The sequence below is a fragment of the Pseudomonas sp. HMSC08G10 genome (genome assembly GCF_001808425.1).
In the GTDB taxonomy this organism is placed as follows: domain Bacteria; phylum Pseudomonadota; class Gammaproteobacteria; order Pseudomonadales; family Pseudomonadaceae; genus Aquipseudomonas; species Aquipseudomonas guariconensis.
The window spans coordinates 191,889-210,170 of sequence record NZ_KV793311.1 but is presented as its reverse complement, the minus strand read 5'-3'; the positions used below and the strand labels follow the sequence as shown (position 1 = coordinate 210,170).

At 62.4% G+C, this 18,282-nt stretch carries 12 protein-coding genes; 7 read left to right on the top strand and 5 right to left on the bottom strand.

From position 1 onward, the window contains the following. Position 1 precedes the first annotated feature (1 nt). From scpB to HMPREF3173_RS15280, 3 genes are all read left to right on the top strand, one after another. Positions 2-763 (top strand): SMC-Scp complex subunit ScpB, encoded by a 762-nt coding sequence (scpB, locus tag HMPREF3173_RS15295; protein WP_070574288.1) that lies wholly within the window; start codon positions 2-4, stop codon positions 761-763. A gap of 214 nt (positions 764-977) precedes the next feature. Next, on the top strand, positions 978-2,045 hold the full coding sequence (gene rluB / locus HMPREF3173_RS15290) for a 23S rRNA pseudouridine(2605) synthase RluB (protein ID WP_043214311.1): 1,068 nt from the start codon (positions 978-980) through the stop codon (positions 2,043-2,045). Between the two features lie 624 nt (positions 2,046-2,669). Beyond that, positions 2,670-4,088, top strand: coding sequence for an amino acid permease (locus tag HMPREF3173_RS15280; RefSeq protein WP_083300056.1), 1,419 nt, complete (start codon positions 2,670-2,672; stop codon positions 4,086-4,088). A gap of 98 nt (positions 4,089-4,186) precedes the next feature. Here HMPREF3173_RS15280 and HMPREF3173_RS15275 read toward each other — a convergent pair whose 3' ends face one another. Continuing rightward, on the bottom strand, positions 4,187-5,536 hold the full coding sequence (locus HMPREF3173_RS15275) for an NCS2 family permease (RefSeq protein ID WP_070574284.1): 1,350 nt from the start codon (positions 5,534-5,536) through the stop codon (positions 4,187-4,189). A 359-nt stretch (positions 5,537-5,895) separates the two neighbouring features. On the opposite strand from HMPREF3173_RS15275, the gene HMPREF3173_RS15270 reads away from it, so the two are divergent. Then, positions 5,896-6,651 (top strand): GntR family transcriptional regulator, encoded by a 756-nt coding sequence (locus tag HMPREF3173_RS15270; RefSeq protein ID WP_043215798.1) that lies wholly within the window; start codon positions 5,896-5,898, stop codon positions 6,649-6,651. Between the two features lie 237 nt (positions 6,652-6,888). After that, positions 6,889-7,587, top strand: a complete 699-nt coding sequence (aqpZ, locus tag HMPREF3173_RS15265) for an aquaporin Z (RefSeq protein ID WP_070574281.1) — start codon at positions 6,889-6,891, stop codon at positions 7,585-7,587. On the opposite strand, the gene guaD is transcribed toward aqpZ, so the two are convergent. The 4 genes from guaD to xdhA all read right to left on the bottom strand — a co-directional run bounded on the left by guaD (position 7,584) and on the right by xdhA (position 13,664). Continuing rightward, positions 7,584-8,888 (bottom strand): guanine deaminase, encoded by a 1,305-nt coding sequence (gene guaD, locus HMPREF3173_RS15260; protein ID WP_070574279.1) that lies wholly within the window; start codon positions 8,886-8,888, stop codon positions 7,584-7,586. The genes aqpZ and guaD overlap by 4 nt on opposite strands. Before the next feature lie 10 nt (positions 8,889-8,898). Then, positions 8,899-9,744 carry a xanthine dehydrogenase accessory protein XdhC gene (gene xdhC / locus HMPREF3173_RS15255; protein WP_070574277.1) on the bottom strand — a complete coding sequence of 282 codons (846 nt, stop codon included), beginning with the start codon at positions 9,742-9,744 and terminating at the stop codon, positions 8,899-8,901. A gap of 73 nt (positions 9,745-9,817) precedes the next feature. After that, positions 9,818-12,217, bottom strand: a complete 2,400-nt coding sequence (gene xdhB, locus HMPREF3173_RS15250; protein WP_070574275.1) for a xanthine dehydrogenase molybdopterin binding subunit — start codon at positions 12,215-12,217, stop codon at positions 9,818-9,820. Then, positions 12,210-13,664, bottom strand: coding sequence for a xanthine dehydrogenase small subunit (xdhA, locus tag HMPREF3173_RS15245; RefSeq protein ID WP_070574273.1), 1,455 nt, complete (start codon positions 13,662-13,664; stop codon positions 12,210-12,212). Before xdhA ends, xdhB begins: the two co-directional genes overlap by 8 nt. A gap of 268 nt (positions 13,665-13,932) precedes the next feature. Here xdhA and HMPREF3173_RS15240 point away from each other — a divergent pair, with 268 nt between their 5' ends. Next, positions 13,933-14,592: a GntR family transcriptional regulator gene (locus HMPREF3173_RS15240; protein WP_070574271.1), complete on the top strand. Its 660-nt coding sequence runs from the start codon at positions 13,933-13,935 to the stop codon at positions 14,590-14,592. 3 nt (positions 14,593-14,595) lie between these two features. Then, on the top strand, positions 14,596-18,084 hold the full coding sequence (gene smc / locus HMPREF3173_RS15235; protein ID WP_070574269.1) for a chromosome segregation protein SMC: 3,489 nt from the start codon (positions 14,596-14,598) through the stop codon (positions 18,082-18,084). Positions 18,085-18,282 lie beyond the last annotated feature (198 nt).

Here is an 18,282-nt window from a genome sequence, read left to right as displayed (position 1 = left end):
GATGAACCTTAACGAACCCCGTGACCTGGCCTCGCTGATCGAAGCCTTCCTCCTTGCCTCTGGCAAGCCGCAATCGCTCGAGCGCCTGTACGAGTTGCTCGAAGAGGCCGAGCGCCCCGCGCCTGCTGTCTTCAAGAAGGCTTTGGAAATCCTGGCCAAGTCCTGCAATGGCCGCGCCTTCGAGCTCAAGGAAGTGGCGACCGGCTATCGCCTGCAAATCCGCGAGGACTTTGCGCCCTGGGTCGGCCGGCTGTGGGAAGAGCGTCCGCAGCGCTACTCCCGGGCGCTGCTGGAGACTTTGGCGCTGATTGCCTATCGCCAACCGATCACCCGCGGCGAAATCGAGGATGTGCGCGGTGTGGCGGTCAACAGCAACATCATCAAGACCCTGATGGAACGTGAATGGATCCGTATCGTCGGTTATCGTGAGGTGCCCGGCCGACCGGCGATGTTCGCCACCACCAAGGCATTGCTCGATCATTTCAACCTCAAGAGCCTTGACGAACTGCCGGCCCTGGCCGAACTGCGCGAAATGGACACCGAGCCGTTGTTGGATCCGGATGACGCCCCCGTGCCTGCGCATCTGCAGGCGCTGGCCGATGCGAGCCTGGGTGAGGACGAGGAGGGCGAGGCGCCGCCGCGGGAGGAGACCAGCTTCCGGACGCTGCTGGTGGAGCTCGATGCGATGGAAGATGGGCTCAAGACCGATTTCGATGATCTGCGGGATGAGGCTGCCAACGTCGAGGATGAGCCTGAGCCATAGACCGCTCTGGCCCATTCGCGGATGAACCCGCGATCACAGGTGCAGCGGGGCTGCGGGTGAGGCTGCAGCACCTTCGGGCGGAAACTCACAGCCCAATCGCGATAAACCGTTACTCTCCAGTGCGTTCGTGCACCGAACCGCGTATGATGCGCGCCCCTTTGGCGCATCCTTCGCCAAAAAAAACGCTTTCACTACTACACCGGGAGGTGCCCAGATGAGTGACCAAGACCTGCAAGAAACCCAATCCACCCCTCCGTCCGGCGAAAAGCTGCAGAAGGTGCTGGCGCGTATCGGCGTCGGTTCGCGTCGTGATGTCGAGGCGTGGATCAGCCAGGGCCGTATCAAGGTCAATGGCGTCGAGGCCACCCTTGGCCAGCGTGTCGACCTGCACGATGCCATTGCCGTCGACGGCAAGCTGATCAAGCGTGTGGAGGCCGCCGAGGCCACCCGCCGCGTGATCATGTACAACAAGCCTGACGGCGAGATCTGCACCCGTGACGATCCGGAAGGTCGTCCGACTGTGTTCGATCGCCTGCCGCGTCCGAAAGAAGGGCGTTGGATCAATATCGGCCGTCTGGACATCAACACCACCGGCCTGCTGCTGTTCACCACCGACGGTGAACTGGCCAACCGCCTGATGCACCCCTCCTACGAAATGGACCGTGAGTATGCGGTGCGTGTGCGCGGTGAGGTGGACGACGACATGGTCGATCGCCTCAAGGCGGGTGTGATGCTCGAAGATGGTCCGGCGAAGTTCACCGACATCCAGAAAGCTCCAGGCGGCGAAGGCTTCAACCACTGGTACCACTGCGTGGTGATGGAAGGTCGCAACCGTGAGGTGCGTCGCCTGTGGGAATCCCAGGGTGTGGTGGTCAGCCGCCTCAAGCGCGTGCGCTTCGGTCCGGTGTTCCTCAATTCCGACCTGCCGATGGGGCGTTGGCGCGAAATGACCCAGGGCGAGATCGACATCCTGGCAGCGGAAGTCGGCCTGCAGCCGGTGGCGTTGCCAGCGTTGAACCTCAAGGCCAAGGACAAGCTCGAGCGCATGCAGCGCAAGTCCACCCGGCCGCTCGGTCGTGGCGAACGTGTGCGTACCCTGCGTCCCGCCCAGGATGGCCAGGCCGAGCGTCCTGCGCGTGAACGTCCGACCCGTGAAGAGGCGCCACGCAAGGGCGGTCGCAGCAGCACGGTTGCCGAACGCCCCAGCGAGATGCGCAAGCGTCCGGCCAAGCCGGAGGCCGACAAGCCTGCAGGCCGTGGCCGCGGCAAGCCGCGCGGCTGATTGCTCAGCGTCATAGGAAAGGGGCCTCGTGGCCCCTTTTTTGCGCCTCTAGAAATCTAACATCTTGATCCGACGCGATTTTTCATGGGGTCTGGAAACCCTATCGACCGGCTTGTAACAAAATCTTTACGAATTTCGACAGTTTTTGCCGGTACACCTGCGCATGTAAATAAATTCTGCCAAGTGCCGCGTTCCAGAGCTCTTTCTTTGCCACTCGCCCCCTTGTTCAACCCGTCGCCGCACGCTGATATAGCGCCCATGCCGTGTGCAGGGCCTGGCCGTAGAGCTGGGCATCGAAAACAACAAATGGAGGCGCCATGTACGCCGATCATCTTGCCTTTTCAGGCCTTCCCGCCAGGATCGCTGCGTTTTTTCATCAGGAAATGACGCAACGCGTTGACGCCTGCGCGTACGCAGGGGTATACAATGCGCCGCGTTTTACCTGTGACCCCAATGCGTACCGCGCACTCTTGCTGACGCCTGGTTGAGTCGCCCGGGGCCTGCCCCTCGGTGTCATCACCCCCGTCCAAGAAACCCAAGGTAACCACCTTGCCCATTCCGCTGCGCCACGAGCGCGGTGGGTCCGATTCCGTCACAGATAAAAACAAGCAGGTGACTTCGTTCATGAGTGGACAAAACATGCCTTCAGGCGAGCTCAAGCGTGGCCTGAAGAACCGCCATATCCAGCTGATTGCCCTGGGTGGCGCAATTGGTACCGGATTGTTCCTGGGCTCTGCCGGCGTGATGAAGTCCGCCGGTCCGTCGATGATTCTCGGCTACGCCATCTGCGGCTTCATCGCCTTCATGATCATGCGCCAACTGGGCGAAATGATCGTCGAAGAGCCGGTTGCCGGCTCCTTCAGCCACTTTGCCCACAAGTACTGGGGCGGTTTCGCGGGCTTCCTGTCCGGTTGGAACTGCTGGGTGCTGTATATCCTGGTCGGCATGTCGGAGCTGTCCGCGGTCGGTAAGTACATACACTACTGGTGGCCGGAGATCCCGACCTGGGTCACTGCGGCGGGCTTCTTCATCCTGATCAACGCGATCAACCTGATGAACGTGAAAGTGTTCGGCGAGGCCGAGTTCTGGTTCGCCATCATCAAGGTACTCGCCATCGTCGGCATGATCGGCCTGGGTGCCTATCTGCTCACCAGCGGCAGCGGTGGTCCTGAGGCCTCGGTGACCAACCTGTGGGCCCATGGCGGTTTCTTCCCCAATGGCGTGAGTGGCCTGGTGATGGCTCTGGCGATCATCATGTTCTCCTTCGGTGGCCTGGAAATGCTGGGCTTCACCGCCGCCGAGGCCGACAAGCCAAAGACCGTGATTCCGAAGGCGATCAACCAGGTCATCTACCGCATCCTGATTTTCTATATCGGCGCGCTGGTGATCCTGCTGTCGCTGACCCCGTGGAACAGCCTGGTCGCGAGCATCGATGCCTCCGGCGGCAGCTATGGCAGCAGCCCGTTCGTCCAGGTGTTCTCGCTGCTCGGTAGCGACGTGGCGGCGCACCTGCTGAACTTCGTGGTCCTGACTGCGGCGCTGTCGGTCTATAACAGCGGGACCTACTGCAACGCTCGCATGCTCTACGGCATGGCCGAGCAAGGCGACGCCCCGGCAAGCCTGGCCAAGATCGACAAGCGCGGCGTACCGGTCCGTTCGATCCTGGCCTCGGCCGGCGTGACGCTGGTGGCGGTGCTGCTGAACTACTTCATGCCGCAACATGCGCTGGAGCTGTTGATGTCGTTGGTGGTGGCTGCGCTGGTGATCAACTGGGCGATGATCAGCTACTCGCACCTCAAATTCCGTCAGCACCTGGACCGCACCGGGCAGAAGGCGCTGTTCAAGGCCCTCTGGTACCCGTATGGCAACTACCTGTGCCTGGCCTTCGTGGTGCTGATCCTGGGCATCATGCTGCAGATCCCTGGTATCCAGGTCTCGGTGTATGCGATTCCGGTCTGGCTGGTGGTGATGTATGCCTTCTACATGCTCAAGAGCAAGCGTACTGGGCAGGCCTCCGGCGCCGCCGGGTCCGTCGCCAAGTAAAGCGGTTACCCACTAAAAAACCCGATGGCAGGGAACTGCCATCGGGTTTTTTGATTGTGCGAGGGAGGGCTCGAGGCGCCCTCGGCAGCGCCAGGCTCTCAGAGGAACACGAACTTGGCGATGAAGATCACGCAGAGCACCCACAGGCTGGCAGAAATATCCTTGAACTTGCCGGTCCCGGCCTTGAGCGCCACGTAGCTGATGAAGCCCAGGGCGATGCCGTCGGCGACCGAGAACGTGAGCGGCATCATGATCACGGTGACGATCGCAGGAATGCTGTCGGTCGCCTCGTCCCAGTGGATGTGCGCCATGCTGCCCATCATCAGCATGGCCACATAGATCAGGGCCCCTGCGGTGGCGTAGGCGGGGATCATGCCGGCCAGCGGTGCGAAGAACATGGCGGCGACGAACAGCAGGCCAACCACCACGGCCGTCAGGCCGGTACGCCCCCCGGCGGCGACGCCTGCGGCGCTTTCCACATAGCTGGTCACAGGTGGTACGCCGACGGCAGCACCGAACACGCTGGAGGCGCTGTCGGCCTTCAGTGCACGGGACAGGTTCTCGATGCGACCATCTTCACCGACCAGGTTGGCGCGTTGGGCCACACCCATCAAGGTGCCGGCGGTATCGAACATATGCACGAACAGGAACGCCAGCACCACGCTGATCATGCTGACATTGAATACGCCCGCTACATCCATGGCCATCCAGGTCGGTGCCAGGCTCGGTGGCAGGGAGAACACCCCGCCATACTGGACCAGTCCCAGGCCCCAGCCTGCCAGCGTGACGGTGATGATGCTGATGAGGATCGCGCCGAACACGCGGTGGTAGCTCAGTACCGCGATCATCAGGAAGCATACCGCCGCCAGCAGTGGGCCAGGCTCGTGCAGAGAACCCAGCTTGATCAGCGTGGCAGGGCTGTCAACGACGATACCGGCGGTTTTAAGGCCGATCAGCCCGAGGAACAGGCCGACCCCCGCGCCCATGGCGTGGCGCAGGCTGACCGGAATACTATTGAGCAACCATTCGCGCACGCGCGAGAGAGTCAGGGCCATGAACAGCACACCGGACACGAACACTGCACCCAATGCCGCCTCCCAGGTGTAGCCCATGGTGCCGACCACGGTGTAGGTGAAGAAGGCGTTGAGCCCCATGCCGGGGGCCAGGCCCACCGGCCAGTTGGCATAGAGGCCCATCAACAGGCAGCCCAAGGCCGCGGCGATACAGGTGGCAACGAAGGCCGCACCATGGTCGATACCGGCATCGGCCATGATGTTGGGGTTGACGAAAATGATGTAGGCCATGGTGATGAAGGTGGTCACCCCGGCGATCAGCTCGGTCCTGACGGTGCTGCCGTGTCGCTTGAGTTTGAAAATCCGTTCCAGCCAACTCGTTTCGAGCGGTGGAGCGAGATCCAGCGTAGGGGCTTCGGATTTGCGGCTTTCCACAGCGAGTACTCCTCAAGTCTTTCTTGTTGTTTCGGAACCTTGGTCCTGCGCCAATGCACTTGGGCGGTTCCGCGAGGGGATTGGCAGACGTCTGATCGATTTGTTGACTTTCGAGTCAGAAAGTTGCTCGCTGGATTATGCTGTTGTGTACAAATAATGCAAATAATGTTTTATTTTTTGTGTGCGCGATCTGTCGCGTAGTGGCTATATGGGAAAAGGCCACCTGCAGAAATCGAATGGCCTGTGTACAATAGACCGATACCTTGGTCCCTTTATTTTCTATCCAGGACTTGCCAGCCACCCTCTGACAGGTATTACAGTCAAGGTCCCGACTGGCGGATCCTCGTGCTCGAGAACCCATGAACGAACAGCTGCAACCTCTGAAGAAACCTGCGCGCAATGGCAAGGCCGGCCGCAGCGGTACCCAGGACGACATCGTCTATGCGCATATTTTCGAGGCGATCCTCGAGCAGCGTCTGGCACCGGGCACCAAGTTGAGCGAGGAAGCGCTGGGCGAGATCTTCGGCGTCAGCCGCACCATTATCCGTCGTGCCTTGTCGCGCCTGGCTCACGAAAGCGTGGTGCTACTGCGGCCCAATCGCGGTGCAGTGGTGGCGAGCCCCACGGTGGAAGAGGCGCGCCAGGTGTTCTTCTCTCGGCGCATGGTCGAGCGCGCGATCACCGAGCTTGCCGTGCAGCACGCCACGATCGAGCAACTGAATGAACTGCGCCAGATGGTGCGCGAGGAGCGCGACAGCTTCTCTCGCGGCGACCGGGGCGCGGGTATCCGCCTTTCCGGCGAGTTCCACCTCAAGCTGGCCGAAGCGGCCGGCAATGCCCCCTTGATCAGTTTCCAGCGCAGCCTGGTTTCGCAAACCTCGCTGATCATCGCACAGTACGAAAGCGGCAACCGTTCGCATTGCTCCTATGACGAGCACATGCAGCTGATCGACGCCATCGAGGCTCGTGACGCAGAGCTGGCGGTGAATCTGATGATGCATCACATGGATCACATCGACACCAAGCTGAACCTGGACGAAGAGGGCGCCTCCGACGACCTGCATGCTGTGTTCTCGCATTTGCTGAAAAAGCCGAAGGTATCGGTCAAAGGTTGATCGTTTGCCCGGTCTGCGGGCAGACCGCTGCTACCAACGCCATCGTTCCCCACCCGGAGCGGTGGCGTTTTTCATTTCAGCCCCGCAATGATCGCTAATGGGGCGGGAAGCCAGAGCTGATGCGGTGTACGAGGGCTGCTGGCCATTAGCCAAGGCTCTGCTAGATTGTTTTTTGCAAACCTTCATCAAGCAGTTGGGCTTGCGCATCCAGTGCACTCACTACTTGAGGATTGGTTCATGAGTATGTCCCTGGGCAAGCGCATGGGTGCCGAGCTGGTCGGCACTTTCTGGTTGGTCCTTGGCGGGTGCGGTAGCGCGGTGCTGGCCGCGAGCTTTCCGACCGGCATCGGTATCCTGGGCGTCGCCTTCGCATTCGGCCTGACTGTATTGACCATGGCGTTTGCCATCGGTCACATCTCCGGCTGCCACCTCAACCCTGCGGTATCGCTCGGGCTCGTGGTGGGCGGGCGGTTCCCGGCCAAGGAGTTCGTGCCTTACGTGATTGCCCAAGTGATCGGGGCGATCCTGGCAGCAGCGGTGATCTACTTCATAGCCAGTGGCAAGGCGGGTTTTGAATTGTCGTCGGGGTTGGCCTCCAACGGTTACGCCGATCATTCACCGGGGGGATACTCGCTCGCGGCGGGCTTTGTCAGTGAGGTGGTGATGACGGCGATGTTCCTGGTGATCATCATGGGGGCCACCGACACGCGCGCGCCAGCGGGGCTGGCGCCCATCGCCATAGGCCTGGCGCTGACGCTGATTCACCTGATTTCCATCCCGGTGACCAACACCTCAGTCAACCCCGCGCGCAGCACCGGCCCAGCTCTGTTCGTCGGGGGCTGGGCGTTGCAGCAGTTGTGGTTGTTCTGGGTCGCGCCGCTGATCGGTGCGGCGATCGGCGGCGCGCTTTACCGGGCGCTGGGGCGGGAGCCTTAGCGCTGGTGCACGCAGCGACCGGCAGCGTAGGTTTCACGCACGGTGCGGTCGTCGCCCAAGGTGGTGAGCACGAACAGGGTTTCTTCGATGCTGTTGGACTGTTGGATGCGGTAGTCCAGAAGTGGGGTGGCCTTGTAGTCAAGCACCACGAAGTCGGCATCGTTGCCTGGGCGCAGGCTACCGATGCGGTCGTCCAGGCGCAGGGCGCGGGCACCGCCGAGGGTCGCCAGGTACAGGGACTTGTACGGGTGCAGGCGCGCGCCCTGCAGCTGCATGACCTTGTAGGCCTCGTTCAAGGTGTTGAGCAGCGAGAAGCTGGTGCCGGCGCCCACGTCGGTGCCCAGGCCCACATTGACCTTGAAGCGCTCGGCCTGGGGCAGGTTGAACAGTCCGCTGCCCAGGAACAGGTTGGAGGTGGGGCAGAAGGCCACAGCCGAACCGGTGTCGGCCAGGCGCTGACATTCTTCGTCGCACAGGTGCACGCCGTGGGCGAACACCGAGCGTTCGCCCAGTAGCTCGTAGTGGTCATAGACGTCCAGGTAGCCCTTGCGCTCAGGGAACAGTGCCTTGACCCAGTCGATTTCCTTGACGTTCTCCGACAGGTGGGTGTGCATGTACAGCCCTGGGTATTCCTTGAGCAACTGGCCGGCCAGGGTCAGTTGTTCGGGGGTACTGGTGGGCGCGAAACGCGGGGTCACCGCATAGTGCAGGCGGCCCTTGCCGTGCCAACGCTCGATCAGCGCCTTGCTTTGCGCATAGCTGGACTCGGCGGTGTCGGTCAGGTAGTCCGGGGCGTTGCGATCCATCATCACCTTGCCGGCGATCAGGCGCAGGTCAAGGCGCTGGGCTTCTTCGAACAAGGCATCGACCGACTCGGGGTGGACGCTGCCGAACACCAGGGCGCTGGTGGTGCCGTTGCGCAGCAGTTCCTTGAGGAAGATCTTGGCCACTTGGTCGGCATGGGCCTTGTCGGCGAACTGCTTTTCGCAAGGGAAGGTGTAGGTGTTCAGCCAGTCCAGCAACTGCTCGCCGTAGGAGCCGATCATGCCGGTCTGTGGGAAATGAATATGGGTATCGATGAAGCCTGGAGTGATCAGAGCGTGCGGGTGATGGATCACTTCGACGTCGTTGCCGAGCCTGGGCAGCAAGTCGCTGGCGTGACCCAGTGCACTGATGCGGCCTTCTTCGACCACCAGCAGGCCGTCTTCGTAATATTCATGGGAAGCGTCGAGGCCCACCTCGGCCGGGTCGGCGATGCTGTGCAAAATGGCGGCTCGGTAGGCTTTGCGGGTTGCGCTCATAACGGTCTCGTCAATTGGCTTGGCTGCGCCGGGAGGGCGGCAGCAGTTGGGCGATTGGGCCTGAGTTGGCGGCAGCGTCGTGCTGGCCGAAGCAGGCGTTGTAGGTGGCGATGATTTCCGCGGCGATGGACACGGCGATCTCGATCGGCAGCTTGCCTTTGACCTCGGCCAGGCCCATAGGGCAACGCATCCGCGCCACGACGGCGGCGTCGTAGCCGCGTTCGCGCAGGCGGTGCTCGAACTTGACCCGTTTGGTCTTCGAGCCGATCAGGCCGAACCAGGTGAAATCATTGCGCTTGAGGATGGCAGCGGTCAGTTCCAGGTCGAGCTGGTGATTGTGGGTCATGACGATGCAATAGCTGCCTGCTGGCAGCTCGGCGACTTCGTCGACCGGTTCCTCGCTGACGACCTTGGTCACGCCATTGGGGATGACCTCGGGAAACTCATGCTCGCGCGAATCGATCCAGCGTATCCGGCAGGGCAGCGCGGCGAGCAAGGGTACCAGAGCACGGCCGACATGGCCCGCGCCGAACACTGCGATCTGCGCCTGCACTGCGGCCATCGGTTCGAACAGCAGCACCGTGACGCCGCCGCAGCATTGGCCGAGGCTCGCGCCCAGGCTGAAACGCTCCAGATGCGGGGTGGTGCGCTGCTCCTCGAGCATCTGCCGGGCGATATGTAGCGCCTTGTATTCCAGATGTCCGCCGCCGATGGTGTCGAACAGACCCGCGGCACTGACCACCATCTTCGAGCCAGCGTTGCGTGGCGTTGAGCCGCGCTCCTCGATGATGGTCACCAGAACGCAAGCTTCACCGCGGGCCTGGTGGTCGGCGAGGGCGTTGATCCATTGGTGCATGATGCAACCTCTCTAAGTTGCGCCACGGCCCCTGTGGAAGCGGATGAACCGGCTCCCACAGGGATTCGCGTTGTCAGTGAGTCACGGTTTCCAGTTCCTGCTCGGCAGGCTGCTCGGCGGCTACCGCCTTGCGCATCTGCTCGCAGCCCCACAGCACCCGCTCAGGCGTCGCCGGTGCATCGATCTGCGGTTGCACGCGGTAGTCGGCGATGCTCGCCACGGCATCCTTGATGGCGCACCAGGCGGCGATGCCGAGCATGAACGGCGGCTCACCTACGGCCTTGGAGTGGAACACCGTGTCCTCCGGGTTCTTACGGTTTTCCACCAGCTTCACGCGCAGGTCCAGCGGCATGTCCGCCACCGCCGGGATCTTGTAGCTCGCCGGGCCGTTGGTCATCAACTTGCCCTTGGCGTTCCACACCAGCTCTTCGGTTGTCAGCCAGCCCATGCCCTGGATGAAGCCACCTTCGACCTGGCCGATGTCGATGGCTGGGTTCAGCGAGGCGCCAACGTCGTGCAGGATGTCGGCCCGCAGCATCTTGTATTCGCCGGTCAGGGTATCGACGACCACCTCGACACAGGCAGCGCCGAACGCAAAGTAGTAGAACGGGCGGCCGCGGGCCTGGTCGCGGTCGTAGTAGATCTTCGGCGTGCGATAGAAACCGGTGCTCGACAGCGATACTTGGGCGAAGTAGGCCTGTTGCACCAACTGCTCGAAACTGACGATCTGGTCGCGCACCCGCACGTGGCCGTTGCGGAACTCCACATCCTCTTCGGTGACCTTGTAATGCCGCGCGGCGAACTCGGTCAGGCGCTTCTTGAGGATTTCAGCGGCGTTCTGCGCGGCCTTGCCGTTGAGGTCCGCGCCACTGGAGGCGGCGGTCGGCGAAGTGTTGGGTACCTTGTCGGTGTTGGTGGCGGTGATCTGGATGCGTTCGAAATCGACCTGGAACACCTGCGCCACCACCTGTGCGACCTTGGTGTTCAGGCCCTGGCCCATCTCGGTGCCGCCGTGGTTCAGGTGGATGCTGCCGTCGGTGTAGATGTGGATCAGCGCGCCGGCCTGGTTGAGGAAGGTCGCGGTGAAGGAAATTCCGAACTTCACCGGGGTCAGTGCCAGGCCTTTCTTGAGCACCGGGCTGTGCTCGTTGAAGCGACGGATCGACTCGCGGCGCTCGGCGTAGTCGGCACTGGCCTCGAGTTCGGCGGTCATCTCCTCGAGCATGTTGTGCTCAACGGTCTGGTAGTAGTGGGTGACGTTGCGTTCGGTCTTGCCGTAGTAGTTGGCCTTGCGCACGGCCAGCGGGTCGAGCGCCAAGTAACGGGCGATATGGTCCATCACCTGTTCGATGGCGACCATGCCCTGTGGGCCGCCGAAGCCGCGATAGGCGGTGTTGGATGCGGTGTTGGTCTTGCAGCGGTGACCATGCACGGTGGCATCGCCCAGGTAGTAGGCGTTGTCGGAGTGGAACATGGCGCGGTCGACGATCGAGCCGGACAGGTCAGGCGAGTAACCGCAGTTGCCGGCCAGATCCAGGTTGATGCCGTGCAGGCGGCCGGTGTCGTCGAAGCCTACGTCGTATTCGACATAGAACGGGTGACGCTTGCCGGTCATCATCATGTCTTCGACGCGCGGCAGGCGCATCTTGGTCGGCTGACCGGTCAGACGTGCGATCACCGCGCACAGGCAGGCCGGGCTGGCGGCCTGGGTCTCCTTGCCGCCAAAGCCGCCACCCATGCGGCGCATGTCGACGACGATCTTGTTCATCGGCACGTCCAGCACCTCGGCCACCAGTTTCTGCACTTCGGTGGGGTTCTGGGTGGAGCAGAAGACGATCATGCCGCCGTCCTCGGTGGGCATCACCGAGGAGATTTGGGTTTCCAGGTAGAAGTGCTCCTGGCCGCCGATGTGCAGGGTGCCTTGCAGGCGGTGGGGGGCGGTGGCCAGGGCGCTGTCCGAGTCGCCGCGCTGGTGGGTGTGGCTGTCCAGCACGAAATGCTTCTTGCGCAGGGCCTCGACCACGTCCAGCACCGGCTCCAGGTCTTCGTACTCGATGATCGCCGCCATGGCGGCGCGGCGTGCGGTGTCCAGGTCTCGGGCGGCGACAGCAAGCACTGGCTGACCGAAGAACTCGACCTTGTCGATGGCCAGCAGCGGGTCGCCGGCGACCACTGGGCCGATGTCCTTCAGGCCCGGGATGTCTTCATGGGTGATTGCGATGCGCACGCCTTCGAAGGCGTAGCACGGCGTGGTGTCGATGCGCAGGATGCGCGCATGGGCGCGGTCGGCTGTGCGCGCATAGACATGCAGCTGATTGGGGAATTCCAGGCGGTCATCGATGTACACCGCCTCGCCGCTGACGTGCTTGTCGGCGCTGTCATGCTTGATGCTGCGGCCGACCCCGGTGGTCAGGTCCTGGCTGAACAGTTCGGCCATCTCGGCCTGGCTTTTGGCTACGTGATGGTTAGACATAAGCGGTCACCCGGGTTTCGATGTACGGCGATTGCAGTTCGATGAAGTACTTGCGCAGCAGGTTCTGTGCGGTCAGTAGGCGGTATTGCTTGCTGGCGCGGAAGTCCGAGAGTGGGGTGAAGTCTTCGTCCAGGGCTAGGCAGGCCTGCTCGATGCTGGCCTGGTCCCAGGCCTTGCCCACCAGTGCGGCCTCGCAGGCGCGGGCGCGCTTGGGAATGGCCGCCATGCCGCCGAAGGCGATCCGCGCCTCGCGCACCACACCGTCCTCGATACGCAGGTTGAACGCCGCGCACACCGCCGAGATGTCGTCGTCCAGGCGCTTGGAAACCTTGTAGGCGCGGAACGTCCAGTCTGCGCTGGCACGCGGGACGATGATCTTCTCGATGAACTCGCTGTCCTGGCGCGCAGTGATGCGGTAGTCGATGAAGTAGTCTTCCAGCGCCAGGGTGCGCTGGGTCTCGCCCTGGCGCAGAACCACCTGGGCGTCGAGGGCGATCAGCAGGGGTGGCGAATCACCGATCGGCGACGCGTTGCCGATGTTGCCGCCCAGCGTGCCCTGGTTGCGGATCTGCAGCGAGGCGAAGCGGTGCAGCAGGGCGCCGAAATCGGGGTACTCCTCGTTGAGTACGCCGTAGCAATCGGTCAACGGGGTGGCGGCGCCGATTTCCAGGTGGGTCTCGGTTTTTTCGATGCGCTTGAGTTCGGCCACGTGACCGACATAGATCATCACCGGCAGCGACTTGTGGAACTGGGTGACTTCCAGGGCCAGGTCGGTGCCGCCGGCCAGCAGACGCGCCTCTGGGTGCGAGCTGTACAGGTCGGCAAGGTCGGCCACGGTCAGTGGCACCAGGCAGCGCTTGTCGCCGCTGTTGAGCTCACCGGTTTCGGTCGGGGCGATCGCCTTGAGGCGGGCGATGGTCTGGGCTTGTTGCTCGTCGAACTGGTCGCGGCAAGGCTGGGCGCAGCTCTGCTCGGCCGCGGCAAGGATCGGGCGGTAGCCGGTGCAGCGGCACAGGTTGCCTGCCAGGGCCTCCTGGGCTTGGTGCAGATCGTGGCCGTCGCTGTTCTTTTGCAGGGCGAACAGGGACATGACGAAGCCAGGGGTGCAGAAGCCGCACTGGGAACCATGGCAATCGGCCATGGCTCGCTGCACGCTGTGCAGTTCACCCTGGTGTTTCAGGCCTTCGACGCTGATCAGCTGCTTGCCGTGCAACGACGAGACGAACGTCAGGCATGAGTTGAGACTGCGGTAGCGCAGGGTGTCACGGCCCTGGTCATCCTGGGTCAGCTCGCCGACCACCACCGTGCAAGCGCCGCAGTCGCCACTGGCGCAGCCTTCCTTGGTGCCGGGTTTGCCCAGGTGCTCACGCAGGTATTGCAGCACCGTCATGTTCGGGTCCAGGGCGTGCTCACTACGCAGCTCCTGGTTGACGAGAAACTGGATCACGGGGAAGGCCTCGCAATGGTTTTATTGTTGTTCGGTCGGACTCTAAGCACGCTTGATCATTTGGTCAATAATTTTCTGACTCAAAGGTCAAGAAATTGCGTGCGCCACGTCCCGACGGGACAAGATCGTCATATTCAAAGCATAGAACGCGCCGGTTTCGCAGCACGTCCACAGGTCGAATTAAAGCGCAGCGAACCCCTGCGCGACGGCCAGGCAAGTAGGCTACAATCGCCTCCTTGTGCCCCGTTCAAGATTCTGAAGGAAAACCATGACGTTCAAGGCGCCGGACAGCCTCTCCGAGCAGATTGCCCATTACCTGGCCGAACGGATCATTCGCGGCGAACTCAAGCCGGGCGAACGGATCCAGGAACTGAAGGTCACCCAGGCGCTCAACGTCAGCCGCGGCTCTGTGCGCGAGGCGCTGTTGATCCTCGAACGCCGACATTTGGTGGCGATCCTGGCGCGCCGCGGCGCCCACGTCACCGAACTGGACGAACGTGGCGTGCGCAGCCTGTGCACTCTGATGGGCGAGTTCTACATTCTGCTGGGCAACGCGGTGGCCAGCAGCTGGCGCCATGAGCGTGATCTGGAGCCGTTCCTCGAAATCCAGCAGCGCTTGCAGCGGGCCCATGCCAACCAGGACATCGAGACCTTCGTCGCCGAGAGCTTCGCGGTGATGCGCGCAGCCTATCCGTTCGCCGACAATCCCTATCTGCAGGAAACCGTCGAAAACCTGCAGCCGGCCATGAGCCGCGCCTATTACCTGGCCCTGGACCAGCGCCAGGCCAACATGGTCGACTACCTCGAACTGTTCGCACGCCTGCTCGAAGCCGTGGTCGCCCGCGACCAGGCACGTATCCGCGAGGTCTTGGTCGCCTACAGCCAGCGTAGTTGCGAGCTGGTGTTGGCGGCCCTGGCGCAGGTCTGATCGATGCGCCTGAAGTGCATTCGACTGGCCGGGTTCAAGTCGTTCGTCGATCCGACCACGGTCAATTTCCCCAGCAACATGGCCGCCGTGGTAGGCCCCAATGGCTGCGGAAAATCCAATATCATCGATGCGGTGCGCTGGGTGATGGGCGAAAGCTCGGCCAAGAACCTGCGCGGCGAGTCGATGACCGACGTGATCTTCAATGGCTCATCCGGCCGCAAGCCGGTGAGCCAGGCCAGCATTGAGCTGGTATTCGACAACAGCGAGACTACGTTGCTGGGCGAGTACGCCGCCTACGCCGAGATTTCCATCCGCCGCAAGGTCACCCGCGACGGGCAAAACACCTATTACCTGAACGGCACCAAATGCCGGCGGCGTGATATCACGGACATCTTCCTCGGCACCGGCCTCGGGCCGCGCAGCTATTCGATCATCGAGCAAGGGATGATCTCCAAGCTCATCGAGGCCAAGCCAGAGGAGCTGCGTAATTTCATCGAAGAAGCCGCAGGCATCTCCAAATACAAAGAGCGTCGCCGCGAAACCGAGAGCCGCATTCGTCGTACCCAGGAGAACCTGGCGCGCCTGACCGACCTTCGCGAGGAGCTCGAACGCCAGCTTGAACGCCTGCACCGCCAGGCCCAGGCCGCCGAGAAATACCGGGAGTACAAGGCCCAGGAGCGCCAACTCAAGGCGCGCCTGTCAGCCCTGCGTTGGCGTGAGCTGGATGAGCGCGTGCGCCAGCGCGAAGCGGTCATCGGCGATCAGGAGGTGGCTTTTGAAGCTTTAGTGGCCGAGCAGCGCAATGCCGATGCGAGTATCGAGCGCCTGCGTGACGGCCATCATGAGCTGTCAGAGCGCTTCAATCAGGTCCAGGGTCGCTTCTATTCCGTCGCCGGTGACATCGCCCGTGTGGAGCAGAGCATCCAGCATGGCCAGCAACGCTTGCGCCAATTGCAAGACGACCTCAAGGAAGCCGAGCGCACCCGCCTGGAAACCGAGTCGCACCTAGGGCATGACCGCACGTTGCTGGCGACCCTGGGTGAAGAGCTGGCGATGCTCGAACCCGAGCAGGAACTGACCTTGGCCAGCGCCGAAGAGGCGACCGCCACCCTCGAGGAGGCCGAGCTGGGCATGCACGCCTGGCAGGAGCAATGGGACAGTTTCAATACCCAGTCCGCCGAGCCGCGGCGCCAGGCCGAAGTGCAACAGTCCCGTTTGCAGCAGTTGGAGGCTGGCCTGGAGCGTTTGGCCGAGCGTCAACGCAAGCTGGAGGAAGAGCGCGAGCAGCTCGCGGCCGAACCCGAAGACGCCGCGTTGTTCGAGTTGACCGAGCAAGTGGCCGGTAGCGAACTGGAGCTCGAAACGCTTCAGATGAGCGAGCAACAGGTGGTCGAGCAACTCGACGCGGTACGCGAGCAGTTGCAACAGGCTACTGAGACTCATCAGCAGTCCCAAGGCGAACAGCAACGTTTAGGCGGGCGCCTGGCATCCCTGGAGGCATTGCAGCAGGCGGCCCTGGAGCCCGGTGCGGGTGCCAGTGACTGGCTGCGCGGCCAAGGGCTGGAACATAGGCCGCGGCTGGCTGAAGGGCTGCGGGTCGAGCCAGGCTGGGAGCTGGCGGTCGAGACCGTGCTGGGTGCCGATCTGCAAGCAGTGTTGGTTGAAGACTTCGCCTCACTGGATTTCACTGCCCTGGAGCAGGGCGAACTGCGGCTGCTGCTGGCTAGCACGCAGGGGGCTCGATTGCCGGGCAGCCTGCTGGACAAAGTCGAGGGCCGTACGGATCTTGCGCCCTGGCTCGGTCAGGTACGTCCCGTGGAGAGTCTCGAACAGGCCTTGGCCTTGCGAGCCGGGCTGATGGAAGGTCAGAGCCTGGTCAGTCGAGACGGATATTGGATCGGTCGGCACTTTTTGCGGATCAGCCGGGGTGGGGAGTCCCAAGGCGGGGTACTGGCCCGTGGCCAGGAAATCGAACGCCTGGGGCATGAGCAGCTCGAACTTCAGTCGCGTCTGGAGCAACTGGAGCAACACCTTCAGGACCTGCGCGGACAACAGCGCGACCTGGAAGCGCAGCGTGAACAGCTGCGCCGGCGCAGTCAGGACGAAAACCGCCAGCTCGGCGAACTCAAGGCGCGGCTTTCGGCCGGGCGAGCCCGCGCCGAGCAGGTGCAGCTGCGCTGCCGCCGGCTGCAAGAAGAATTGGCCGAGCTGCAAGAGCAGCGGGCCATGGAGCATGAGCAACTGGGCGAGGCCCGTCTGCTGTTACAGGAAGCCCTGGAGCGGATGGCTCAGGACACCGAGCAGCGCGAGCAACTGATGGCCCGTCGCGACACCCTGCGCGAAGGGCTCGATCGTATCCGTCAGGAGGCCCGTCAGCACAAGGATCATGCTCACCAGTTGGCGGTACGCCTGGGCTCGTTGCGAGCCCAGCACGACTCTACCCGTCAGGCCCTGGAGCGTCTGGAGCTCCAGGCGGCACGCCTGAGCGAGCGCCAGGAGCAACTGAGCCTCAATCTGGAGGAGGGCGAAGCGCCGCTGGAAGAACAGCGCCTGAAGCTCGAAGAGCTGCTGGAGCGGCGAATGAGCGTCGATGAGGAAATGCGCCAGGCTCGTCTGCATATGGATGAAGCCGACCGTGAACTGCGCGATGCCGAGCGCCGTCGAACCCAGGCCGAACAACAGGCTCAGTTGCTGCGCGGTCAGCTCGAGCAGTCCCGCCTGGAGTCCCAGGGCCTGGATGTGCGTCGCAAGACGCTGCAGGAGCAACTGCTGGCCGATGGCTATGACTTGCAGGGTGTGCTCGCCACCCTCGAGCCCGAGGCGAGCGAGCAGGGCACCGAGCAAGAGCTCGAGCAACTGGACGGGCGCATTCAGCGCCTGGGCGCGATCAACCTGGCGGCTATCGAGGAATACCAGCAGCAGTCCGAACGCAAGCGTTACCTGGACGCCCAGGATGCTGATCTGGTGGAAGCACTGGAGACACTGGAAAGCGTCATCCGCAAGATCGACAAGGAAACCCGTAATCGCTTCAAGGATACCTTTGATCAGATAAATGCCGGTTTGCAGGCACTTTTTCCAAAAGTTTTCGGTGGCGGCAGTGCTTACCTGGAACTGACGGGCGAAGATCTACTCGATACTGGGGTGACGATCATGGCGCGCCCGCCGGGCAAGAAGAACAGCACCATCCATCTGCTGTCCGGTGGCGAGAAGGCGTTGACCGCCCTCGCACTGGTGTTCGCCATCTTCAAGCTGAACCCGGCACCGTTCTGCATGCTCGACGAGGTCGATGCGCCGCTGGACGATGCCAACGTCGGACGTTACGCCAGGTTGGTGAAGGAAATGAGCGAAAGCGTGCAATTCATCTACATCACCCATAACAAGATTGCCATGGAAATGGCCGATCAATTAATGGGGGTGACCATGCACGAGCCAGGCTGCTCACGTCTTGTTGCAGTTGATGTGGAGGAAGCGTTGGCCATGGTCGATGCCTGATGAGCGAAGATAAGGCAGGATACGTGGGGAAATCCCCCCGACATGTGCGACAGACGGTGTAAAGTTGCCTTTGGTCGTGCTAGCTTTATGTCACTTATTTTTTGCGTGGGTAAAACGCCTGTCAGAACATAGAGTTGGCGCCACGTGTTAAAGGGCTTTGAAGCCTTTGTTTTCAAGCATATTTTTTAGAGGCACGGG